Origin of the sequence: Salinispora fenicalii (assembly GCF_000514815.1) — a bacterium.
Classification (GTDB): Bacteria; Actinomycetota; Actinomycetes; order Mycobacteriales; family Micromonosporaceae; genus Micromonospora; species Micromonospora fenicalii.
The window spans coordinates 269,154-292,394 of sequence record NZ_AZWQ01000010.1 but is presented as its reverse complement, the minus strand read 5'-3'; the positions used below and the strand labels follow the sequence as shown (position 1 = coordinate 292,394).

Below are 23,241 nucleotides of genomic sequence, written 5' to 3'. Positions count from 1 at the left end.
TCGGGCCCGGCCGACCACGTCGAGCGGCTGGGCTAGCCCAGTTCGAGGAGCTGGTCCAGCTCGGTGACGTCGTACCACTCCAGCTCATGGTCTTCGGCGCCGTCAACGGTGAACTGCGCGTCCGGGTCACCGCCGAGCGCCTCGGTCATCACCCGGGCTGCGGCGGCGACATCCGTGGCCGCGTCCGCGCCGTCCACATGAATGGCGGCCACCGCCCCCACCGGCACCGGGCCGGACAGCTCGACCGCGCTGGACCCGAGGTCCGTCTCGTCCGGTCCGGGAGTAGTCGCGGGCAAATCAGCCGAGACGACGACCCGGCGGCGCGGGGCCGCCTCGTCGGCCTCCAGGAGTTGGAGTGCGTCCTGGGCCGCCCGGGTGAACGCGACGTACTCCAGCTCCTCCTCGTCCCCCTCGGCGTACCACTCGCGCAGCGCCGGGGTGACCGCGTGCGCGGAGGCCGCGGGGAGCCCGACGGTCTGCAGCAGGGTCAGCATCGGCACGGTCGCCGGGACATACACCCGGACATGCTCATTGGTCACCGGTTCTCCCTGAGTTCAGCTCCACCGGCGGACGCCGGTCTGGGCGCCGGTCATGCCGTACGCCGTGACCGTCATACACCCCGGACCGGCTCGGCGAAAGCCGGGCTCCCAGAGTGTTCCCAAGCGCACTCTCGGCGCTGCGGGAGACCCCACTGCCTTTGCGGCGTTACTGGTGGCAAACTAAGGCAAACGCAGCCAAGTCAGGGAGTTTGCGTGGCGGAGCCGAGGTTCCTGCTGTTGTCCGAGGTCGCCGCCGAGCTGAACGTGTCGGACTCGCAGGTCTACCACATGGTACGCAGCGGCGAGCTGCCAGCGATCAAGATTGGCGGACGCGGTCAGTGGCGGGTGGAGCGCGCGCGGCTGGAGGAGTACATCAGCCACAAGTACGCGGAGACCGCCGAGTGGGTTCGCGACAACCCGCTCGCCGAGCGCGCGCCGGAGTAGTCCGCCCACCACCCGTCATCCACAAGCATTGACCGCTACCTCTTTCGTACTCCAGAATCGTGGCTGCCGTAGGCAAACGAAGGCAAACACAAGGATCTGGAGGGCCGGGATGACTGCTGTCCGCCGCCCCGAGCCGACTCGTCCCCCCGTCCGGCTTCGCCCGGCCCCGTCCATTGACCCGCCCTGCGTCGAAGACGACCCCGCCCACTGGCCGATCGACGGCCAACTCGCGCTCGACCTGTTCCGGGCGGGCGCAGGCCCACTGCCCCGCTCACCGAGCCAGCGCCGCGGGGCCGGACCGGGTCCATCCGGGCCCCGACGCGCACCGACCCGGCTGCCCGCCCCGACTCTGGTCACCGCCACCCCGGAGGCGACCCGGGTTGCACATCGGTTCGTCACCACCTGCCTGGAGGTGATCAACGGCTATCGCCCCCACAGTCAGCTGCGCCGACTGCTCGACCCGACCCGGGCGGCCGAACTGGCGCCCGAGCTGACCCGTGCCACCGCCCGCGCGGGGCCGGTGCGACGCCGCTCCGCGCGGCCCGGCACGCGGCTGCGCCGGCTGCGGGTGTGCGAGCCGCGAAACGCGGTCGTCGAGGCAGCCGCCGTGCTGGCCGGGCCAGCCGGCCGGACCTGGGCGATGGCGATCCGCCTCGAACAGCGCCGCGGCACCTGGCTCTGCACCGCCCTCAACGTCCTGTGAGCCTGTATGCACGCAACGCGTGCATACAGGCTCAGCGCAGGTCGATCAGGCGCCGCCGTTAGGCGAGCCGTGGCAACGCTTGTACTTACGGCCCGAGCCACACGGACACGGCGCGTTTCGCGACGGCCCGTTGCCACCCTCGGCCTGCCCCGGCGCCGCGCGGCGGGCGGTGCCGGCAGCGACGGCGTGGCCACGCGCACCACCGCCCTGCCGTTGCGGGGCGGTAGGAGCGGTCTGCCCGGGAGCGGCTGGAGCGGTCATGGCGGGCCGTTCCTCCTGCGGCGCCGCCTCGTCAGCCCGCTCAACGGCGACGGAGCCGCGCCCGGCCTCCCCGTCGATGGTCGGCGCGGAGTATTGCAGGCCCTGCTGCTGTGGCGCACGACCAAGGCCCTTGGCCCGGACCTCGACCGGCTTCTCCAGGAGCTTAACCTCGTCGGCCGCCGGCTCCGGCTCCTGGACCTGCACGTCCAGGTTGTAGAGGAAGCCGACCGTCTCCTCCTTGATGCCGTCCATCATGGTGGCGAACATGTCGAAGCCCTCGCGCTGGTACTCCACCACCGGGTCCCGCTGGGCGTAGGCCCGAAGGCTGATGCCCTCCTGGAGGTAGTCCATCTCGTAGAGGTGCTCACGCCACTTGCGGTCGATCACCTGGAGCAGGACCATCCGCTCGAGCTGGCGGACGCCCTCCGTGCCGAGCTGCTCCTCGCGGCGTTCGTACGCGGCGTGCGCGTCCTCCTTGAGCCGGCTGAGCAGGAAGTCGACATCGATGCTCGCTCGGGACCCGCCGGCCTCCTCCTCCAACTCCTCGATGGTGATGCCCATCGGGTAGAGCTGCTTGAGGCTGGACCAGAGCTGCTCGAAATCCCAGTCCTCGGCGTAGCCCTCCGCGGTGGCACCACGGACGTACGCCTCGACGACATCGTTGATCATGTTCTGGACCTGGTCCGACAGGTCCTCGCCGTTGAGCACCCGAAGCCGCTCAGCGTAGATCACCAGCCGCTGCTTGTTCATGACCTCGTCGTACTTGAGGACGTTCTTGCGGATCTCGGCGTTCCGGGACTCGATCTGCGCCTGCGCGGTCTTGATCTGGCGGGTGACCATCTTGGACTCGATGGGCACATCCTCCGGGATGTTGAAGCGCTCCATGACGGCCTCGACGGCGCCGGAGCGGAAACGCTTCATCAACTCGTCCTGCAGCGACAGGTAGAAGCGGGACTCGCCCGGGTCACCCTGACGGCCCGACCGGCCGCGCAGCTGGTTGTCGATGCGCCGGGACTCGTGCCGCTCGGTGCCCAGCACGTAGAGGCCACCGGCGGCGGAGACCTCCTCCGCCTCGACGTCGCAGGCCTGCTTCCAGGTGGGCAGGACCTCCTCCATCGCCTTGGCGTACTCCTCCTCGTGCTCGGCCGGGTCGAGCCCACGCTGACGCAGCTCGTTGGCGGCGAGGAACTCTGGGTTGCCACCGAGCAGGATGTCGGTGCCGCGGCCGGCCATGTTCGTGGCGACGGTAACCGCGCCCTTGCGACCGGCCTGGGCGACGATCTCCGCCTCACTCGCGTGGAACTTCGCGTTCAGCACCGAGTGCGGAATGCCCCGACGGCGCAGGAGCTGAGAGAGAATCTCGGAATTCTCCACCGAGACCGTGCCGACGAGCACCGGCTGGCCGGCGTGGTGCCGCTCGACGATGTCGTCGACGACCGCGTTGAACTTGGCCTTCTCGGTCTTGTAGATGACGTCGGAGCGGTCCTCCCGGACCATCGGCCGGTGCGTCGGGATGGTCACTACCCCGACCTTGTAGACCTTGTTGAACTCGCCCGCCTCGGTCTGGGCGGTACCGGTCATCCCGGCGAGCTTCGTGTAGAGGCGGAAGTAGTTCTGGAGGGTGATGGTGGCGAGGGTCTGGTTCTCCTGCCTGATCTCCACCCCTTCCTTGGCCTCGATCGCCTGGTGCATGCCCTCGTTGTAGCGGCGCCCGTGCAGAATTCGGCCGGTGAACTCGTCAACGATCAGGACCTCGCCCTCACTGACGATGTAGTCCTTGTCCCGCTTGAAGAGCTCCTTCGCCTTGATCGCGTTGTTCAGGTAACCGACCAACGGCGTGTTGACCGACTCGTAGAGGTTGTCGATACCGAGCCGGTCCTCGACCTGGCCGACTCCCCGCTCCGTCACCGCGACCGTACGCTTGGCATAGTCGACCTCGTAGTCGCCCTCACCGTCCTTGCCCGGCTGGAGACGGGCGACCACCGCGGCGAACTCGCCGTACCAACGGGCGGAGTGTTCGGCCGGGCCGGAGATGATCAGCGGGGTACGGGCCTCGTCGATCAGGATCGAGTCGACCTCGTCCACGACGGCGAAATTGTGGCCCCGCTGGACCAGGTCCTCCTTCGACCAGGCCATGTTGTCGCGCAGGTAGTCGAAGCCGAACTCATTGTTGGTGCCGTAGGTGATGTCGCACTCGTAGGCGGCGCGGTGCTCGGCGGCGGGCCGGTTGGGCAGCACGACGCCGACGGTGAGCCCGAGGAACTCGTGCACCCGGCCCATCCAGGCGGCGTCCCGCTCGGCCAGGTAGTCGTTGACCGTGATCACGTGCACGCCCTTGCCGGAGAGCGCGTTGAGGTAGACCGGCATGACCGAGGTGAGGGTCTTCCCCTCACCGGTCTTCATCTCCGCGATGTTGCCGAAGTGCAGCGCCGCGCCGCCCATCACCTGGACGTCGTACGGTCGCTGACCAAGCACCCGGGCGGCGCCCTCGCGACAGACCGCGAACGCCTCGGGCAACAAGTCATCGAGGGTCTCGCCGTCCTCCAGCCGCTCCCGGAACTGCGCGGTCAGCTCCCGCAGCTCGTCGTCGGTGAGGTTGACGTAGTCGTCCTCAATCGAGTTGACGGCGGCGGCGATCGCCTTGAGGCGGCGCACCAGGCGCCCCTCGCCCGCACGGAGGACCTTTTCCAGAATCGACACGGATCAACGCTCCCCTAGACAGTCTCGAACCATCGTAGGCGCTCCATCGCGGCGATGGTCACTGGTGGCAAGGTCCGTTCCGTCGAAGCGGACATAACGCGCCCGGTCCGAGCGGGAGGGCCTAATCCGGTTACGCCGTGGGCGAACGATCCGGCACGATGAATCGGGTGAGACGAATCAAGATCATTGTTCCAGACGAGGACCTGTCCACGGAGCGGGGAACCCGGATCGACACCGCAACCGGACGGGTCGAGGCCACAACCGGACCAATCGACACCGCGGCCGAACTGGAGGCGGCATGACGCCGGAGACCATCGACGGGCCCGGGATCCGGCTGCGCCTGTCCCGCCTCGAGGACATCCCCGACACCACAGCCGCCTGTTCCGACCCGCTGGTCCAGCACTTCCTGCCAGCGCTGCCGTCGCCGTACACCGAGGCGGACGCCCGGTGGTGGATCACCGAAGGGGCGCCCGCGGCCTGGGCCGGCGGTGGGGCCGCGTACACCATCGCGGACCGCGAAACGGACCGACTCCTCGGCACGGTCGGGCTGAACGACCCGGCCCCCAGCCGACAGGAGGCGGCGATCGGCTACTGGGTCGCCCCGTGGGCGCGGGGACGCGGCGTCGCCACGGCGGCGACCCAGACCCTCGCCGATCAGGCATTCGCCAGCGGAATGCACCGGCTGGAGCTCCTCACCGTCCCGGAGAACATCGCCAGCCAGCGGGTGGCGCTGGCCGCCGGCTTCCGCCCCGAGGGCGTACGCCGGTTGGCCAGCCGTGGCCGGGACGGCGAACGGGCTGATCTGCTCACCTGGGCGCGGCTCGCCGGCGATCCCCCGGGACCAGCTCCGCGGTTGCTGCCGGACCTGCCCGACGGCCGGCTCACCGACGGCGTGGTGGAGCTCCGGCCGCGCGGCCCGCAGCACGCGGAGGCCTTCTACCACCTGCAAACCCGGCCCGAGACGGTCGCCGTCCTGGTGCCACCGGAGCCGCCTCGGCGGGCGGACATCGAACGGAACTGCCGGGAGGTGCAGTCCCGCTGGCTCCGGGACCAGGTCGCGAACCTGGCCATCATCGACGCAAGCAGCGGGACCACCGCCGGCTTCTGCCAACTGGTCCTCGACAGTCCACAGTTCCACCAGGGCATGATCGGCTACGGCCTGCTGGCTGCCTGGCGCGGACGCGGGTACGCCACCCGCGCGGTCCGACTGCTCGCCGAATGGGGATTCGCCGAGGTCCAGCTCGGCCGGATCTGGGCGGACACCCACGCCGGCAACGTCGCCTCGGAGCGGGTGTTGGAACGGGCCGGGTTCCGCCGGGAGGGGCGGGTGCGCGGGCGCTTCCCCGCCGGCGACGGCCACCGTACGGACAGCACGCTCTTCGGCCTGCTCCCCGGCGACCTCCCGGAGCTACCCGAAGCACGCTGAGCCGCTGACCGGGCCCCGGGCCCGGTCAGCGGAAGCGCTGCCCCGCCGAGCCTCCGCAACCCACGCCGCCGCCGGCCGCCGATGTGGCGGAGCCGAAGGTCGTACGTGCGCCAGCGCGGTGCGGACGACACCAGCACAACCTGTCCGGTGCGCCCCGACCCGTACCTGGGGCGTCAGACGGCCAGAGAAATGATCCCGTAGTCGTAGGCGTGCCGCCGGTAGACGACGCTGGGCCGACCGGACTCTTTGTCCTGGAACAGGTAGAAGTCGTGCCCGACCAGCTCCATCTGGAACAGGGCGTCGTCAATGGTCATCGGCTCGGCGGGGTGGACCTTCTCCCGCGCGATGTGCCACGGCTGGTCATCGCGTTCCTCCTCGGCCCGCTCGGCAACCGCTGTCGCTGTCGCGCCTTCGGAGGACAGGGGGCCGGCGACCAGGTCGGTCACCGGAAGCTTGGCGGTGGCAGCGGCGACGGAGATGGGGGCGTGCCGGCCGCGGTGGACCCGACGGCGGTCGGCCGCCCGACGCATCCGGGCGTCCAGCCGGGCGATGGCCGCGTCGAGCGCGCTGTAGAAGTCGCTCGTGCCCGCCTCGGCCCGCATCACCGGGCCCCGGGAAACGCAGGTGATCTCCACTCGCTGGCAGTGGTCCGCTTGACGCGGATTGCGCTCATGGAACAGCTCAACATCAACCCGGATGATCTTGTGATCGTAGCGTTCGATCTTGGCTAGCTTCTCCGCTACGTGCACCCGGAAATGATCTGGAACTTCGACGTTCCGGCCCTTGACCACGATGTCCACGTGACCTCCCTCGTTCGGATGGTCGTTACTGCGGTACCCGGTCACGCCCTCGGGACGGTCCCACTCTGCGTCGACCGGTCAGTGCGGCTACGCCTCCCTTCACCGCCGGGAGGTGGGAGAACTCCTCCTTCCCCCGACAGCAGAACGCTAACTCTTGTTCGGCCGACCGTCACCCCTGGTTTTCAGGACAGTCCAGGATTTTTCCTGAATCGTTCACCAAGGGGGGAGAAAGAAATCACGATCCGTTACCGGTGACGCCTCCGCTCGGTCGCGGCGAGCACCGCCGCAACCGAGGGCGTCCGACCGGTCGCGGTCAGCACCCGACTCACCGCGGCGAGCGTCGAACCGGTGGTGACGATGTCATCCACGACAACGAGCGCCGCACCCGTCGGCGTCGGCCGCCACCGGCGTCGGGTCCGAAACGCCGTGGCGGCCGACGCAGCCCGGCCCGCGCTGTCCAGCGTCACCGAGTCCGGACGGGGCAGCGCCCGCACCGCGGAACGGACCTCAACCGGCCAGCCGGCCCGCCGTAGCCGGTCCGCGCAGTGCCGGGCCAACCGGCCGAGATGGTCGCCGTACCGGGCGCGGGCCGCGGCCGGCGTGTCCGGCACCGGCACCAGCAGCACCGGGCGCACCGGGCCGACCGCGACCGCCACCACCTCGGCGAGCAGCACGCCCAGCGGCCGGGCCAGCCCATGCCGGCCATGGTCCTTGTACGCGAGCAGCACCTCGCGCAGCGGGCCCGCGTAGGGGCCGAGAGCCACACAGGGGGGCAACCCCTCCGGAGCCGGAATCGGACGTACCGACCGCGGTCGCAGGTCGCCCAGGGCCGCGACGCACCTGGGGCAGACACCTCTCCGCAGCCCGGGTCGCCGGTCCCGACATCCGGCGCACTCCACCGGCAGCACTAGTGCGCCAAGATCCTGGACGACTCGACCCAGGCCCTGCATCACTGATCAGAACAGCAGGAGGGGCGCGGACGGGTCGCTGGTCTGGGCGTCGTTCGGCGCGAGGTCCCGGACCTGGTCCGGGGTGATCCGCTTAATCGGGAAGCCCTGGTACGCCACATCGTTGGCCTCATACATCACTGTGCCGTACGGGGCCTCCGGATGCCCCGGGTACGCCGCCAGATGCGTGACGATGGCGCCGGTGACATGCAGTTTGGTCTCCCGGGCCCCATCCACTCCGACTTCGTAGAGCACCCGTTTGCCGCCTTTCGAGCCAGCCACGACCAGACTGTTCTCGCCGTACCAGTCGACTGCGGTTAACCCGGTGAGGGAGGTGTGAATCCGGCGGGGCGGCCCGACGGCGAGCGTGTCCCCATCATGAACCACCGTCGCCAGATAGAGCTCGCCACCGCTGACGAGCGCCAGCCGATGCCCATCCAGGGCAGCGGCCACCGCTGCCACGCCCCCGAGGCTCAGCTGCACCGGCTCCAGCTTGGCCTCCTCGTCAAAGCGGTACAGCCCACCGTCGGCGACGACCAGGCCGATCGGCCGCTGCGGTTGCGCCGACCGCAGCCAGAGCGGGCGGCTCACCGTCCGGAACGTCTCCTGACTCGCGCTGAACGAGGTGAGGGGGGCGGAGCCGACCTCGACCGCGAGTCGCTGCCGCCCGCCCCCGGCGTCAACCGCGAGTGCCGCGAGGATGCGTTGCCCGGAGCGGCTGATTCCGGCTGAGAGGACCCGCTCGTTCTCGACCGGCGCCACCGGCACAGCCGTTGGGCCGAGGGAATGGATCGCGCCCTCGTAGATGCAGAACGCCTGTGGGATGGCTTCGACCCGATACAGCGGATTCAGCTGCCGGTGCTGCCCCACATCCTCGATGATCAGATACGACTGGTTACGGATCTTCAACTCGAGCTGCCCGGTTAGCTCCGGCAGCGACCACACGAGCTGGGTGGCGAGCAGATGCAGCCGGGCGCGGTCCGCACCGGCCAGATCCAGGTTGACCTCCCAGCGGTCGTCCGTCCGAGTGGCGTTATTGATCAGGTTGGTGCCGTCTGGCAACCCGCTGACCGCTCGCTTCAGCCAGGCGGAGTGGCCTCCGACCAGCCACCGAACCACCTCGCTGACCAGCCGGTCATCGGACACGGCGCGAGCCAGGTATCGCTGGTCCGGCACCAGGCGCAGCCGGTCCGAACTCCAGAAATAGATCGTCCAAGGCTTGTAGTACTGCTGCAGCGCATCGACGCTGAGCAGGAGCACGTTCGGCGGATCCGTCACATGCCACTCGATCTCGTCCCCGCCCTCCGGGGAGAACGGACGCAGACCGAAGTCGTACGTCGCCGGAGCGGCCTCCGGTGGCGCCAGCACCCCGTCGGCGGTCAGCTGCCCGACCTGCTGCACCGTGAGGGTGACCTGGACCTCCTCCGGCCCCGGGACGATAACCGGCTCCTCGATCAGCCGCACCACGGTCAGCGCGACCTCGCTCCCCTCTTTCTGCGACAACCGGGCTCGGTCCTCGGGGAGGACGAACTCGCTCACCCGGTCGTACGCCCCATCCGGCTCCCCGGCCGCGGCAGCGAGGAAGTTGTCGATGAACTCCTCCCGGCTGTCCGCCGCGGTACGAGCTGGCGGCGCGAACCGGCCCCCGCTACTCGTACCCGTCTCGGCCGCCGGGCCGGGACCCTCGATGCGCACCTCGGTCTCTCCCGGGATCCCGCAGCCGGCCACGGTGACGAGTAGCACGCCACCGAGCAGGCCGACGAGCGACTGGCGGCTCACGGGCGGGCCTCCACACCGTCGGCTGGTGCGGGATCGACCGCCAGTGCCCCCGCGCTGCCCTGACCGATGGCGAGCAGTCCACCCTCCCGTGGGCCGCCACAAGGCAGCCGCGCGTCAGCGGGAACCAGTCGCAGCGGCGACGAGGTCAGCCGGTCGCCGGCCCGCGCCGGCAGGGTGAGCCGGAACTGGGCGCCCTGCCCTGGTGCGCCCCACGCCTCCAGCCACCCGCGGTGCAACCGGGCGTCCTCAAGGCTGATCGACAGGCCCAACCCGGTGCCCCCGGTCTGTCGGGCCCGGGACGGGTCGGCCCGCCAGAACCGGTTGAAAATCAACTTCTCCTCCCCGGGTTTGAGCCCCAACCCGCGATCGCGCACAGTGACCGCCACCGCGGTCTCGTCCACCCCCAGGGTGATCCGCACCGGCTTGCCCTCGCCGTGCTCGACGGCGTTGCCGACCAGGTTCCGCAGCACCCGCTCGACGCGACGCGGGTCGACCTCGGCGATGACCGGGCCACCAGGCAGATCCAGCTCGACGGCGACCCCGACCCGCTCGGCGAGACCGGCCAGCCGGCCCACAACCCGGTGCACCACCGGCACCAGGTCGGTGGGTTCGGCGTCCAGCGCGGCGAAGCCGGCATCGAATCGACTGATCTCCAGCAGGTCGGTGAGCAACTCCTCGAACCGGTCCAGCTCCGTCTGAAGCAGCTCGGCGCTCCGGGCCACGGCTGGGTCGAACCCATCCCGTTCGGTGAAGATCAAATCTGCGGCCATTCGGACCGTGGTCAACGGAGTCCGCAGCTCGTGCGAGACATCCGAGGTAAAGCGGCGTTGCAGCCGCGACATCTCCTCCAACCGAAGGATCTGCCGTTGCAGGTTGGTCGCCATCTGGTTGAAGGACTCGGCGAGCAGCGCCAGATCGTCCTCGCCGTTGACGGCCATCCGCTGGTCCAGCAGGCCGGCGGAGAGACGTTGCGCCGTCCGGGCAGCCACCCGGACCGGCGTCACCACCAGCCGGGTGACCAGGGCGGCGAGCAGCCCGAGCAACACCACCAGTGCGACACCGGTGCCGACCACGGTCGCCCGGGCATCGGCAGCGGTGGCGTCCTGCCGGGTCAAGGGAACGAGGTAGTAGAGCTCGACCTGACCGAATTGGGTCGGCACCGGCGAGCCATAGGCCAGATACTTCGTATCGGTCTCGCCGAGGCGGCCGGTGCTGATCTGGCTGGCCACCTCACCCCCGGCGACGGTGGCGCGCAGTTCCGGGCTGATCAACGAACCAAAGTTGTTCACCGCCGGGGCGGTTCGGGGCTGGATCACCCCTTCGGCGCTATCCGCGATCAGCGCGACAACCACCCCGGTCGCCTGCTGGGGATCGCCGCCGGCCAGGTAGTTCACCGTCCCGTCCACGGTCTCCTGGAACTGCGCCTCCTGCGGCTTGTGATACAACCCGAGCTGTTTGGCCGCGTACGCCGCGCCGCTGTTCAGCCGGTCCTGCACATCGGCCTCGGCGTTCTCCAGCAGGATGCTAGTGATCTTGTCTGCGATGAGATACGCGAAGCCACCAACCAGCAGGCTGGAGGCCAGGAGCGTGATGGTCACCACCCGCACCTGCAACGAGCGCCGCCAGGCCTGGTGCAGCCGGGCGCCCCACCCGCCCACAGCACGCCACAGCTCCCCGGCGGCGAGGCGGCGCGGGGAGCCGGTCGTGGTGGGATCGGGAACCAGAGAGTCGGCCACAGTGTGGCCAGGTTATCCGGTACCCGCCTTGTAGCCCACGCCGCGCACGGTGAGGATGATTTCCGGGCGCTCCGGATCTGGCTCGATCTTGGCCCGGAGTCGCTGGACGTGCACGTTGACCAGGCGGGTGTCGGCGGCATGCCGGTACCCCCAAACCTGCTCCAACAAGACCTCCCGGGTGAAGACCTGCCGCGGCTTGCGGGCGAGCGCGACCAGTAGGTCGAACTCCAACGGCGTGAGCTTCACCTCCTCACCGTTCCGGCTGACGGTATGCGCCGGCACGTCGATGGTGATCTGGTTGCCCGGGGGACCGATGGTGAGCAGTTCGGGGGCGGCATCCTCACCCCGGCGGAGCCGGGCCCGCATCCGGGCCACCAGCTCCTTCGGCTTGAACGGCTTCACCACGTAGTCGTCCGCCCCGGACTCCAGCCCCAGGACGACATCAACCGTGTCGCTCTTGGCAGTCAGCATGACGATCGGTACGCCCGACTCGCCACGGATCGACCGGGCCACGTCGATGCCACTCATGCCGGGCAGCATGAGGTCGAGCAGCACGATGTCCGGCCGGTTCTCCCGGAACGCGGCCAAGGCACGTTCGCCGTCGGCCACGAACGAAGGCAGGAAGCCCTCGCTGCGCAGGACAATGCCCAGCATCTCGGCGAGGGCGGGATCATCGTCAACCACCAGTACCCGAGCTCTCATGGGATTAATCTTCCATCCCCATCTCCGTCATGGGATCCACGTCCGCCTCCGTAGCGGGATCCACGTCCGCTGGCACCGATGCCGTCGGCCGCCGTAACCCAGCGCCCCCGCGGCCCAGACGTCACCGTCTGCCGCGCGGTCAGCTGATCGGATCAGCCTGCCACCATGATCCCTGGGTACGCCCACCGGCGCCAGCACCGAACGCGGATTCCGGCACCAACCCCGGGCTGGCGGCGTGAAGCAACAGCCGCCCCGGGGCTGGCTGGCACCGCCCGGTCGGGCGGTGCCGGCCAGCCCACGAGACACCTAACCGTTCTGGGCGTCGCGACTCAGTAGCGGTAGTGGTCCGGCTTGAACGGACCCTCCTGCGGCACCCCGAGGTACGCCGCCTGCTCCTTCGTCAGCGTTGACAGCCGCGCGCCCAAGGCGTCCAGGTGCAGCCGCGCGACCTTCTCGTCCAGGTGCTTCGGCAGCACGTACACGCCCGTCGGGTACTCGTCGGTCTTCGTGAACAGCTCGATCTGCGCGATCGTCTGGTCGGCGAAGCTGTTGGACATCACGAACGACGGGTGGCCGGTCGCGTTGCCCAGGTTCAGCAGCCGTCCCTCCGAGAGCACAATCACTGCGTGCCCGTCATCGAACCGCCACACATCCACCTGCGGCTTGACGTTCTCCCGCGTCACATCGGTGCGACGCGCCAGCCCCGCCATGTCGATCTCATTATCGAAGTGCCCGATGTTACCCACGATCGCCTGGTGCTTCATCCGCGCCATGTGCTCGTTGGTAATCACATCGAAGCAACCGGTCGCCGTGATGAAGATGTCGGCGGTCTCCACCACGTCTTCCACCGTGGCGACCTGGTAGCCGTCCATCGCCGCCTGGAGCGCACAGATCGGGTCGATCTCGGCCACCACCACGCGGGCCCCCTGGCCACGCAGCGATTCCGCGCACCCCTTGCCCACGTCGCCGTAGCCAATTACCACCGCGACCTTGCCACCGATCAACACATCGGTAGCTCGGTTAATCCCATCGACCAACGAATGCCGACACCCATACCGGTTGTCGAACTTGCTCTTTGTTACCGCATCATTAACATTGATCGCCGGGAACAGCAACGACCCCGCCCGGTGCATCTCATACAAGCGATGCACACCCGTGGTCGTCTCCTCCGTCACGCCACGGATGCCGTCCGCCAACCGGGTCCACTTTCCGCTGTCGCGCTCCAGCGACCGACGCAGCAGGTCAAGAACCATGGTGAATTCTTCGCTGTCACCGGCGCCCGCTGCCGGCACCGCACCGGCCCGCTCGAACTCGACGCCCTTGTGCACCAGCAACGTGGCGTCGCCACCGTCGTCGAGGATCATGTTCGGACCCTCGTCACCCGGCCACGTCAACGCCTGCTCAGTGCACCACCAGTACTCCTCCAGCGACTCGCCCTTCCAGGCGAATACCGGCACTCCCGCCGGCGCCTCCAGGGAGCCCTCCGGACCCACCACCACGGCGGCAGCGGCATGGTCCTGGGTGGAGAAGATGTTGCACGACGCCCAGCGGACCCGCGCCCCCAACGCCACCAACGTCTCGATCAACACGGCCGTCTGCACGGTCATGTGCAGGGAACCCGAAATCCGCGCACCAGCCAACGGCCGCGACTGCCCAAACTCCTGCCGAAGCGCCATCAGGCCCGGCATCTCATGCTCCGCGAGCCGAATCTCCTTGCGCCCAAACTCAGCAAGCGACAGGTCCGCAACCTTGTAGTCACCGTCGGAGACGGTGGTGGGCTGGGACGTCCCGCTGGCGGACGCCGGAAGGGTGCTGGTCATGAAGTACTCCTGTCGACGATGTGCAGCGCGATAAACACCTTACGCGCGCGTACCGGTCGACCGCGCCCCTCCCTGGACAGCGCACGAGGCGGTCGACCCCGAAACGAAAGCTCCGTCCCTGGTCCGACCGCCCCGCACATCCCCCCGGTTTGGTTCCCCACACGCCCCCGAGACCGTCGTCGCGACAACGCTGTGTGCCTAAAGGGTCACACTGCTATCCGGGCGAGTCAAGCTATTCCGGAAAAGTCGGACATACAGTTGCCCGTCGTGCGGCTCAACGCAGCCCAGCGCTCGCCACGTACGCCTCGCCGGTACCTGCGATCCGCAACTCGCCGGCGGCAGCCGGGCTCACCGCGGCCTGCCCCGGCCCCAGCTCCACCGACCCGGCGCCGTCGTCCACGGTGAGGGCACCGGCGCTGCAGAGCACCACCCGCGGCCCCACCAGCGGCACCGTCACCTCCGCCCGATCCGAGTCCACCTGGACCTGGTACAACGCGAAGTCGTCCACCGGCACCGGCCAGCAGACCACCCCCGGCGCGACCGGCACCGGACGCACCACCGGATCGTCCAACACCTCGAACCGCAGCACCCGCAACAGCTCGTCGACGTCAATCCGCTTCGGCGTCAACCCCCCGCGCAGCACATTGTCGCTCGCCGCCATGATCTCCACGCCGGTTCCGCGCAGGTATGCGTGCAGGTTCCCGGCCGGCATCCAGATCGCCTCCCCCGGCGCGATCCGCACCCAGTTGAGCAGCAGCGCCACCAGCACACCGGGATCGCCCGGGTAGCTGTCGGCGAGCGACCGGGCCAGCCGCGCGTCCGGACTATCCACCGCCGCCGACGCCACCGCCGCCACCAGTCCGGCGCGCTGATCGGTGGGGAAGGTCAGCAGCAGACGTACCGCGTCGGCGAGACCCGCGGCTCCGGTCCGCAAGGCGGCCACCACCGGCTCCAGCGCCGGTACGCCGAAGGCGGCAAGCACCTCCGCGGACTCCGCCGGATCACGGAACCCGCAAAGCGCCTCCATCGGCGTCAGCGCCACCAGCAGCTCCGGCTTGTGGAACGGGTCAACGTAGTTGCGCTGCCCCGCCTCCCGCGCCGCGTCGGCGGCGTGGCCGACGCGGGCCTGCTCCGGATCGGGATGGGCCTGAAGACTGAGTGGCGCATCGGCGGCGAGGACCTTGAGCAGGAACGGCAGCCGAACGCCAAACCGATCAACGACCTGCTGGCCCAGCCAGTGCCCCGGCTCGGCCGACAACAACTCGACCAGACTGACCCGGGTCCCGTCCCGGTCCACGCTGGCCGGTGCGCCCGGATGCGCGCCCAACCACAGCTCCGCCTCCGGCTCCGGACTCGGCGAAGGTCGCCCCTGAAGGGTGGCGATCGCCGAGCGAGAGCCCCAGGCATAGTTTCGGATCGGCCCGTACAACAATTCCATGGGTCAACCCCCAGACAGCCCGACATTCTCGCCGGGTTCACTTTCGGTCCGCTCAGCACCAGACGCGACATAGACGTCCGGCTCCAGATAGATCACGCGGGCAGTCGGCACGGCGGCGCGGACCCTTGCCTCCACCGCGTTGATGCCCCGGGCCAACTCCTCGGCGCTGCCAACCGAGGTGACGGCGATCTTCGCCGCCACCATCAACTCCTCGGGGCCGAGATAGAGCGTCTTCATGTGAATGATTCGCTCGACCTCTCCACCCGCGGTCATCGCCTTCTCGATTGCCTGGGTCTCGTGCTCCTCGGCGCCCTCGCCGAGGAGCAGGCTCTTGGTCTCGATCGCGAGGATGACCGCGATCACCACCAGCAGAACGCCGATCATGGCGGTGCCGGCGGCGTCCCACCGGCCATCGTTGGTGACCAGGGTCATGCCGACCCCGAAGAGCGCGAAGATCAAACCGACCAGCGCACCCAGGTCCTCCAGGAGCACCACCGGCAGCTCGGGGGCCTTGGCGCGCCGCACGAACCGCACCCAGGACTGCTTTCCACGGACACGATTCGACTCCTGGATCGCGGTCCGAAACGAAACCGTCTCCATGACGATAGCGCTCACCAGGACAACGATCGGAACCCACTGCCAGCTCTCGATGCCCTCCGGGTGCGACCACTTGTGGTACGCCTCGTACAGGGCAAAGAGGCCGCCGACGGTGAACAGCACAATCGAGACGATGAACGCGTAGATATAGCGTTCCCGGCCGTACCCGAACGGATGCTGTGGGGTAGCGGCCCGCTTCGCCCGCCGCCCACCGAGCAGCAGCAGGCCCTGGTTGCCGGCGTCTGCGACCGAGTGGATCGATTCGGCCAGCATCGATGACGAACCGGTCAGTAAGAACGCGACGAACTTGGTTACCGCGATGCCCGTGTTGGCCAACAGCGCGGCGATGATTGCCCGCGTCCCGCCGCTGGCGCTCACGTCCCGGCCCCACTTCGCTGGGTCGCGACGACCCTACCCGCGCTCACTGATTGGCCAACTCCTTCATCTCGGTGACCGCGGGAACGGCCATCGGATCCAGGCCATGCGCCAGGGCGAGATAGATCGAGGCGAAGTCCGGCACCGCGATCAGCGAGGCGAGCCGCTCCAACGCCGAGCCGCCTTCGGCGGTGACCACGTCAGCGCGCACCCCCCGCCGCTCGGCGAGGGTCTGGACCGCGTCGGCGCGCCGTTCCTCAACCGCGAGCGGCTCGTCGGCGTCGTCTTCCGGGTTGAGGCCGCCGTCGCGCAGCAACACCAGCCGCAGCCGCGTCCCCACCACCGCCGTCAGGTCGGGATCGGCGAAGATGTCCCGCTCCCCCTCAACCAGCCCGCCGAAGACACCGTCGAGCAGGCCGACCCGGCCGCGACCGGCCTCGCCGAGCGCTCCGGAGACAACCGGGTACCGGGCGTTCGCCGAAAGCGTGTCACCGAAGCGGCGGGCCGCGACAGTAGCCAGTGGCGACGACCCCCAGACGATCGGGATCGAGCCGGCCAGCCCCAGCGCGAGGGACTTGGCCGGATTGACGAAGGACTCGGCGGAAGGCCGACACCGATCAGCCTCGGCGTCCAGCCGGGCGGCGGTCTCCGCCAGATCCGCCTCGTTGACCTTGACCAGGCCGAGCATCCGAGCGGCCAGCAGCACCGGCACGGTCAGTGCCCAGAGGCTCGCCCGCGCCGGGGCCCGTCGGGGTACCGGGATGAACGGCGCTCGGGCCCGCTCCGCAACCGACTGCAGTTGGGAGTCCGGAGCACCGACCGCGACCAGGCGGGCACCCCGCCGATGGGCCGCCTCAGCCGCCCCAAGCGCCTCCGGGCTGCGGCCAGAGGCACTGACCGCGATCACCACGTCGGCGGCGCCCACCCAGCCGGGCACGCCCGCACTGCGATGTGGGATCACCGGTACCGGGCAGCGCGGCCCGGCGACCGTCGCCAGCACATCCCCGGTCCGCCCGGCCGTGCCGATCCCAGCGATGACAACCGCGCGCGGACGCCCCTCATCGGCCAGCACCGACAGGTTGGCCTCGGCGGTGAGGGCGGCGGACTCGCGGACCTGCGCCCCACCGGAGGCGATGTGCCGCAGCATCCCACCCGGATCTCGCTCAGCGAGTGCGTCCAGATCGTCCAGCCGGGCCTCGTCGACTTCCCGGTGGCCGCTGACCCCGGCCGTGCCGTCGATCACGACTGCTCCGCCGGACCGCCGCGCGCCTCATCCAGCAGGAGCACCGGCACATCGTCGCGGACCTCGAAGATCCGACCGCACTCGGTGCAGGTGAGCGTCTGTGCCTCGGCGTCATAGTCGAGTGGGGCGTGATGTGTGTCCGGGCAGGCGAGAATCTCCAGCAACTGCGGATCCAGGGCCACGGCGCGGCTCCTTCCACCTCTGGGCTACCGGTCGGTGGCGCCGACCGGCGCACGGGATCTTATCGGCGAACCCGGTCAAGCACCGCATCGCGGAGCGAGGCCATGCGTTCCCGGGTCGGGGCTTCGACGTTGAGCCGCAGCAACGGCTCGGTGTTGGAGGCTCGGAGGTTGAACCAGGCGCGGTCGGCGAAGCGCAGGGTAAGGCCATCGGTCTCGTCGACTTCCGCGTCCGGGTACGCGGCCCGCACCTCGGCCACCCGCGCCGCCTGGTCTTCGACCGTAGAGTTGATCTCGCCGGAGGCGACGTACCGCTCATACTCTCCGGCCAGCACCGACAGCGGCAACGACTGCTCGCCCAGCGCCGCCAAGGTATGCATCGCGGCGAGCATCCCGGTGTCGGCGAACCAGAAGTCCCGGAAGTAGTAGTGCGCGGAGTGCTCCCCGCCGAAGATGGCGTTGGTCCTGGCCATCTCGGCCTTGATGAACGAGTGCCCGACCCGGGACAGGACCGGCTTCCCACCGTTCTCCCGGACGATCTCCGGCACGGCAACCGAGGTGATCAGGTTGTGGATCACCGTCGAGCCGGGGTGCTTGGCCAGTTCCCGCGTGGCGACCAGCGCGGTGATCGCCGACGGTGACACCGGCTCCCCACGCTCGTCCACCACAAAGCAGCGGTCGGCGTCGCCGTCGAAGGCCAGGCCGATATCCGCCCCCCCGGCCCGCACTGCCCGTTGCAGGTCGACCAGGTTCTTCGGGTCCAGCGGATTCGCCTCGTGGTTAGGGAAGGTGCCGTCCAGGTCGAAGTAGAGCGGCACAATCTCGAGCGGCAACGCCGGCAGCGCGGCGTCGCCGAGCACCGTCGGGACCGTGTAGCCGCCCATGCCGTTTCCGGCGTCCACCACGACCTTCAACGGTCGAATCTGGGTCAGGTCGACCAGCTTGCGCAGGTAGGCCGCGTAGTCGGCGAGCAGATCGCGCTGCTGGACCGGTGCGCTCGGCGCACCCACCGGCCGGGCCGCACCCGCATCCAGCAGCGCTTGGGCCCGCGCCCGAATCTCCGCTAGGCCGCTGTCCTGCCCGATCGGACGCGCCCCCGAGCGGCACATCTTGATGCCGTTGTACTCGGCCGGATTGTGGCTCGCCGTGAACATCGCCCCCGGCAGATCGAGCGACCCGGAGGCGTAGTACAGCATGTCGGTCGAGGCCAGGCCCAGCTCAATGACCGCCCGGCCGGCGGCTCGGACGCCAGCGGCAAAGGCCGCGGCGAGCCCGGGGCCACTGTCCCGCATGTCGTGCGCGATCAACACCGCGTCACCGGGCTCCCCGCCAGCGTTAAGAACCTGGGCAAAGGCGGCACCAAGCGCCTCGGCGACCTGCTCGTCCCACTGGTGCGGCACCACCCCACGCACGTCGTAGGCCTTCACGATCTGGGACAGGTCAGTCACCGTGCTCCGCTCCTCGCGCTGGCGTCGTCAACGGCCTGAGCGTATCGGAGCATGGATGATCGCTCCGGCCCAGCCGAAGAGCTGACGGTACCGAGCTCAGTCCGGCAAGCGGGGGATGAACCGGGTGCGGTCGTCCGGCGCCGGCGCGGCGGGCCCGCGCTGGCCGGGAACCGGGGGTACCGGCGGGGTGCCCGGTCCGCCCGACATCGGCGACGCGCTATCGGGGTGGGTGCCGTAAAGCCCCGGGTTCGGTCGCTGCGTTGCCGGGCTGCCATACCGACCCGGCGTCGCCGGGCTGCCGTACAGACCCGGCGTCGCCGGGCGCCCGGGGACCGGCGGCTGAGCCGGGCCGGAATATCCGAACCCAACGGGGTGGGCATCGCCGGCGGGGGCCGACCGGTCCTCCCGGAACCGCCGGACCAACAGAATGATTAAGACGACGCCGAGCGCGACCATGGCCAGGCCGGCGTAGAGGAAGCCCGAACCGCCGGACGACTCGGCCGGTGCCGCGCTGTCGACGTCGTCCTCCGGATCGGTTACGGCGTCAACGGCCGTCGACGCCGCCGCAGTTGCGGCCTCTGTCGCCGCGACGGTCGGCACCGACGCGGCGGTGGACGTCGGGGCCGCGGCGGGGCTACCGCCGGTCACCTTGGCGGAGTCGGAATCTCGACCTATTACCTGGCCGTCCGCGCTGATGGCCTCACCGACAACGGCGAGCTGCCCGTTCACCGTGTCCGCGGCGAAGGCCACCTCGTACCGCAGCTTGACGCGCTTGCCCTTGCAGAGCTGTGGGTTCTCTGGTGACGTCGGGGCGGTGGCCACCCCACCCTGACCGGCGGCGAGCTCCACCGGAAGCCACCTACCCCCGGCGTTGACCTGCACCCGTACCTGATCCGCCCGGAGGCCGTCGAGGTACAGGGTGAGCGCGGCCTGCAGTTGCACGCAACCCTGGGTGCGCTTGCGTACCTCGAGAACGACCTCTTCGGCCGAGTTACCGGCCTTGAACTTCCCGGCCGCGTTGACACGCACCGTGTCCTCGGCGGCCAGCGCGGGCGACACACCGAGCGCCAGCAGGGTGCCAGCACCCGCGCAGACCGCTACGAGCCGTGCCGTGGACCGCCAAACCGCCATGATCACCTCACCGTTTCTCCCCTACCGGGGTCGCCGGTCAGGCTACTACCAGACTCAGAGCGCAACCGGCCCTGCAGGGCCCCGCAGCGGCATTCGGGCGACCCGACCTGGCGGTGACACAACCGGCGCTCCGCTGGTGACATCCGCCTATCGACCCACCACCACCAACACCACCACTACGGCCTATCCCCACGGGAGGCGAACGGCCATCAGACCGATCAGAAGCTGCATGAAGCGGATGGTGGCTCAGGTTAGCGTGGCTGCCCCATCATGGTGCGCATGAGAGCTGTCAAGTTCGATGCATACGGTACGCCCGACACGCTCACTCAAGTCGACTTGCCGACCCCGGTGCCGCGGGCAGATCAGGTCTTGATCCGGGTACGCGCCACCACGGTTACCTCCGCTGAATGTGGAATGCGCCAAGGAAAACCTGACTGGGGGCGGGTAATCATCGGTCTTCGCCGTCCTCGCAGAGGTTTCCGGGTGCTCGGTTTGGAGTTTGCCGGCGACATCGCGGCGGTCGGGCCGGCGGTTCGGCAGTTGCGTGTCGGTGAACGGGTCTTCGGTTTCACCGGCTTCGGCGTTGGCGCGAACGCCGAGTACAAGTGCCTGTCGGAGCGCGCCTCCCTTACTACGATGCCGGGGAACGTGGCGTACACGGATGCTGCTGCTACTGTCGATGGATTCACCACCGCTTGGCATTTCCTACATGATCTAGCGAATGTGCAAAACGGCCAGAAGGTGCTGGTCATCGGCGCCTCCGGCAGCATCGGCACGTACGCTATCCAACTGGCCAAGTACCTGGGCGCAGTCGTACACGGCGTGTGCAGTGGCCGGAATGCCAAGCTGGTCGAGGAACTCGGTGCCGATCGCGTCTTCGATTACACTGTCGAAGAATTCACTACCAGCGGCGAACGCTACGATGCGATATTCGATGTCGTGGGCGGCAGTTCCTTCACTCGATGCCGGTCTGTGCTGACACCTCGCGGTTGCTACCTGCCGACAACCAACCTGGCGGTGAACACCCTACTCGCGGCCGCCACCGCGTTGATCAGAGGACCACGGGTACGGACCAGGATGTCGGTAGACAAGCACGCGGCCTTGGCCGCGTTGCGGGAACTGCTCATCGAGGACCGCCTTCAGATCATCATCGACCGTACCTATCCACTGTCCAAGATCGCAGAGGCCCACCGCCACGTCGACAGTGGGCACAAGGTCGGCAACGTCGTGATCACAATTGAGGACGACTAACAACATGATCTCACCTGGAGAGGGCAGCCGTTCGGCCAGCGAAACGGAGGCCTAGCACCTCGCCCTGTCGATCCGTGGCATGTTCCTTGCGGCACCATCGCGCGGGGAGCCGACACGCACAGCTCGGTCACCGCGCACTACGAATGGCGGCGGCGGCCGGGCTCCAGGCCTACCCCCACGCGCCCGGGCCCGGGCCCGCGTCACCGGGAAACTGCCCCGGACCGAAGACCGAGCTAGCCGGCGATGCCGGCGAGGACCAAGACCCGGGGTTCGGTGTAGTCGTCCATCGCACTACGCACCCCCTCCCGACCGACGCCAGAGCCCTTCACCCCGCCGTACGGCATCTGATCGGCCCGGTACGACGGCACGTCCCCGACGATCACCCCGCCCACCTCCAGGACCTGTCCAGCGCGGAATGCGGTGTCCAGCCGGTGGGTGAAAACGCCCGCCTGCAACCCGTACGCCGAGTCGTTGACCGCGGCGAACGCGGCGTCGTCGCTGCTCGCCCGGGCGACCACCAGCACCGGCCCGAACACCTCCTCGGCGCTGACCTTGGCGTCGCTCGGCACTCCGGACAGCACCGTGGGCGGGAACTCGGCACCGATCCGGCGCCCGCCGACCTCGATGGTGGCGCCCGCCGCGACCGCCTCGTCCACCCACGCCTCGACGCGGCGGGCGGCTGACTCCGAGACGAGCGGACCGACCTCGGTCAGCTCGGACGAGGGATCACCGGTGCGCAGCTCCCGCACCGCCGCGACCAGGCGAGGCAGAAACCCGTCGTAGAGCCACTCGTGTACGTAAACCCGCTGCACCGCGATGCAGGACTGGCCGGCCTGGTAGTTCGAGAACGTCGCGATCCGGTGTGCGGCAAAGGCCAGATCCTCCTCCGTGCTCCAGTCCTCGCAGATCGCCACGGCCGCGTTGCCGCCCAGCTCCAGGGTGACGTGCTTCTCCGGTATCGACCGGCGAATAGCCGCGCCGACCGGGCCGGAGCCGGTGAACGACACCACCGGCAGCCGCGGGTCGGCGACGAGGCCGGCGGCCTGCTCGTTGGGGAGCGGCAGTACCGAGAACATGCCCTCCGGCAGGTCGGTCTCGGCCAGCAGCTCACCGAGGAGCAGCGCGGACAGCGGAGTGGCCGGGGCCGGCTTGACGACGATCGGTGCGCCGACCGCGATCGCCGGCGCGACCTTGTGCGCCACCAGGTTCAGCGGAAAATTGAACGGGGAGATCCCCAGCACAGGGCCGCGCGGTGCCCGCCGGACCAGAGCCAGCCGGCCGGCGGCGGCGGAGTCGGTGTCCAGGCGCTGCAGCTCCCCGGAGAAGCGCCGGGCCTCCTCGGCGGCCCACCGGAACGTCGCGAGCGCCCGCCGCACCTCGGCGCGCGCCCACATCACCGGCTTGCCGTTCTCGGCGGTGATCAGTGCCGCCACCTCGTCGGCCCGCTCAGCGAGCCGCCGCGAGACGTGCTCCAGGGCCGCCGCACGCCGGTAGGCGGGCAGGGCCGCGGCCGTCGGTGCCACCGCGGCTGCCGCCGCGACGGCGGCCTCGACCTGATCGCCGTTGGCGAAGGTGGTGCGCCCAACAACACGGCCGTCGTACGGATGGCGCACGGTCAGCTCCCGCTCACCATGGGCAGGGCGGGAGGCGACATGGAAGGCTACGGACTCCACATCGAGCAGCGTAGACGAGATTCCGCTTGGCGATGAGGGGTGAGCTGCG

20 protein-coding genes are annotated in these 23,241 nt (G+C 69.4%); 5 read left to right on the top strand and 15 right to left on the bottom strand.

The annotated features are described in order from the left end of the window. Window positions 1-32: 32 nt before the first annotated feature. Window positions 33-539, bottom strand: a complete 507-nt coding sequence (locus tag B116_RS0104430) for a DUF6912 family protein (protein WP_018721077.1) — start codon at window positions 537-539, stop codon at window positions 33-35. A gap of 213 nt (window positions 540-752) precedes the next feature. Between B116_RS0104430 and B116_RS0104425 the strand changes: the two genes are divergently transcribed. Both B116_RS0104425 and B116_RS0104420 read left to right on the top strand, forming a co-directional pair. After that, window positions 753-983 carry a helix-turn-helix domain-containing protein gene (locus tag B116_RS0104425; RefSeq protein WP_027659323.1) on the top strand — a complete coding sequence of 77 codons (231 nt, stop codon included), beginning with the start codon at window positions 753-755 and terminating at the stop codon, window positions 981-983. A 109-nt stretch (window positions 984-1,092) separates the two neighbouring features. Beyond that, a complete protein-coding gene (locus B116_RS0104420) occupies window positions 1,093-1,686 on the top strand; it encodes an Rv3235 family protein (RefSeq protein WP_027659322.1) in 594 nt (197 codons plus the stop codon). 45 nt (window positions 1,687-1,731) lie between these two features. Here B116_RS0104420 and secA read toward each other — a convergent pair whose 3' ends face one another. Then, window positions 1,732-4,647, bottom strand: a complete 2,916-nt coding sequence (gene secA, locus B116_RS0104415) for a preprotein translocase subunit SecA (RefSeq protein WP_018721080.1) — start codon at window positions 4,645-4,647, stop codon at window positions 1,732-1,734. 167 nt (window positions 4,648-4,814) lie between these two features. Here secA and B116_RS28590 point away from each other — a divergent pair, with 167 nt between their 5' ends. Then, window positions 4,815-4,949, top strand: a complete 135-nt coding sequence (locus B116_RS28590) for a hypothetical protein (protein WP_263404857.1) — start codon at window positions 4,815-4,817, stop codon at window positions 4,947-4,949. After that, window positions 4,946-6,073, top strand: a complete 1,128-nt coding sequence (locus tag B116_RS0104405) for a GNAT family N-acetyltransferase (protein WP_027659321.1) — start codon at window positions 4,946-4,948, stop codon at window positions 6,071-6,073. Before B116_RS28590 ends, B116_RS0104405 begins: the two co-directional genes overlap by 4 nt. A gap of 173 nt (window positions 6,074-6,246) precedes the next feature. Here the strand turns inward: B116_RS0104405 and hpf are convergent, their stop codons facing one another. The 12 genes from hpf to B116_RS0104345 all read right to left on the bottom strand — a co-directional run bounded on the left by hpf (window position 6,247) and on the right by B116_RS0104345 (window position 20,274). Beyond that, window positions 6,247-6,873 (bottom strand): ribosome hibernation-promoting factor, HPF/YfiA family, encoded by a 627-nt coding sequence (gene hpf / locus B116_RS0104400; protein WP_026321493.1) that lies wholly within the window; start codon window positions 6,871-6,873, stop codon window positions 6,247-6,249. A gap of 245 nt (window positions 6,874-7,118) precedes the next feature. After that, entirely contained in the window at window positions 7,119-7,823 is a 705-nt protein-coding gene (locus tag B116_RS0104395) for a ComF family protein (protein ID WP_033667285.1), read from the bottom strand. Window positions 7,824-7,829: 6 nt separating this feature from the next. After that, window positions 7,830-9,599, bottom strand: coding sequence for an LpqB family beta-propeller domain-containing protein (locus B116_RS0104390; RefSeq protein WP_027659319.1), 1,770 nt, complete (start codon window positions 9,597-9,599; stop codon window positions 7,830-7,832). Next, entirely contained in the window at window positions 9,596-11,335 is a 1,740-nt protein-coding gene (gene mtrB, locus B116_RS0104385; RefSeq protein WP_033667284.1) for an MtrAB system histidine kinase MtrB, read from the bottom strand. Before mtrB ends, B116_RS0104390 begins: the two co-directional genes overlap by 4 nt. Window positions 11,336-11,347: 12 nt before the next feature. After that, window positions 11,348-12,037, bottom strand: coding sequence for an MtrAB system response regulator MtrA (gene mtrA, locus B116_RS0104380; protein ID WP_011904877.1), 690 nt, complete (start codon window positions 12,035-12,037; stop codon window positions 11,348-11,350). A gap of 329 nt (window positions 12,038-12,366) precedes the next feature. Then, window positions 12,367-13,857, bottom strand: a complete 1,491-nt coding sequence (gene ahcY / locus B116_RS0104375) for an adenosylhomocysteinase (protein ID WP_018721087.1) — start codon at window positions 13,855-13,857, stop codon at window positions 12,367-12,369. 274 nt (window positions 13,858-14,131) lie between these two features. Beyond that, entirely contained in the window at window positions 14,132-15,295 is a 1,164-nt protein-coding gene (manA, locus tag B116_RS0104370; RefSeq protein WP_027659317.1) for a mannose-6-phosphate isomerase, class I, read from the bottom strand. Between the two features lie 3 nt (window positions 15,296-15,298). Then, complete coding sequence (locus B116_RS0104365; RefSeq protein WP_027659316.1) at window positions 15,299-16,270, bottom strand: cation diffusion facilitator family transporter; 972 nt, start codon at window positions 16,268-16,270, stop codon at window positions 15,299-15,301. A 43-nt stretch (window positions 16,271-16,313) separates the two neighbouring features. Continuing rightward, window positions 16,314-17,510 (bottom strand): SIS domain-containing protein, encoded by a 1,197-nt coding sequence (locus B116_RS0104360; protein ID WP_027659315.1) that lies wholly within the window; start codon window positions 17,508-17,510, stop codon window positions 16,314-16,316. Continuing rightward, complete coding sequence (locus tag B116_RS0104355; RefSeq protein WP_018721091.1) at window positions 17,507-17,692, bottom strand: Trm112 family protein; 186 nt, start codon at window positions 17,690-17,692, stop codon at window positions 17,507-17,509. The genes B116_RS0104360 and B116_RS0104355 overlap by 4 nt, the downstream gene beginning before the upstream one ends. Before the next feature lie 59 nt (window positions 17,693-17,751). Beyond that, window positions 17,752-19,137 carry a phosphomannomutase/phosphoglucomutase gene (locus B116_RS0104350; RefSeq protein ID WP_018721092.1) on the bottom strand — a complete coding sequence of 462 codons (1,386 nt, stop codon included), beginning with the start codon at window positions 19,135-19,137 and terminating at the stop codon, window positions 17,752-17,754. Window positions 19,138-19,233: 96 nt separating this feature from the next. Further along, window positions 19,234-20,274 carry a hypothetical protein gene (locus B116_RS0104345; RefSeq protein WP_027659314.1) on the bottom strand — a complete coding sequence of 347 codons (1,041 nt, stop codon included), beginning with the start codon at window positions 20,272-20,274 and terminating at the stop codon, window positions 19,234-19,236. Window positions 20,275-20,547: 273 nt separating this feature from the next. Between B116_RS0104345 and B116_RS0104340 the strand changes: the two genes are divergently transcribed. Continuing rightward, window positions 20,548-21,519: an NAD(P)-dependent alcohol dehydrogenase gene (locus B116_RS0104340; RefSeq protein WP_027659313.1), complete on the top strand. Its 972-nt coding sequence runs from the start codon at window positions 20,548-20,550 to the stop codon at window positions 21,517-21,519. 233 nt (window positions 21,520-21,752) lie between these two features. Here the strand turns inward: B116_RS0104340 and B116_RS0104335 are convergent, their stop codons facing one another. After that, a complete protein-coding gene (locus B116_RS0104335) occupies window positions 21,753-23,192 on the bottom strand; it encodes an aldehyde dehydrogenase family protein (RefSeq protein ID WP_027659312.1) in 1,440 nt (479 codons plus the stop codon). Window positions 23,193-23,241: the final 49 nt, after the last annotated feature.

What these genes read in the sequence shown, in the direction of transcription:
- mtrA (WP_011904877.1), bottom strand. Translation starts at nt 12,037, where the DNA reads ATGAGAGCTCGGGTACTGGTGGTTGACGATGATCCCGCCCTCGCCGAG.
- B116_RS0104420 (WP_027659322.1), top strand. Translation starts at nt 1,093, where the DNA reads ATGACTGCTGTCCGCCGCCCCGAGCCGACTCGTCCCCCCGTCCGGCTT.
- manA (WP_027659317.1), bottom strand. Translation starts at nt 15,295, where the DNA reads ATGGAATTGTTGTACGGGCCGATCCGAAACTATGCCTGGGGCTCTCGC.
- ahcY (WP_018721087.1), bottom strand. Translation starts at nt 13,857, where the DNA reads ATGACCAGCACCCTTCCGGCGTCCGCCAGCGGGACGTCCCAGCCCACC.
- B116_RS0104405 (WP_027659321.1), top strand. Translation starts at nt 4,946, where the DNA reads ATGACGCCGGAGACCATCGACGGGCCCGGGATCCGGCTGCGCCTGTCC.
- B116_RS0104340 (WP_027659313.1), top strand. Translation starts at nt 20,548, where the DNA reads ATGAGAGCTGTCAAGTTCGATGCATACGGTACGCCCGACACGCTCACT.
- B116_RS0104395 (WP_033667285.1), bottom strand. Translation starts at nt 7,823, where the DNA reads ATGCAGGGCCTGGGTCGAGTCGTCCAGGATCTTGGCGCACTAGTGCTG.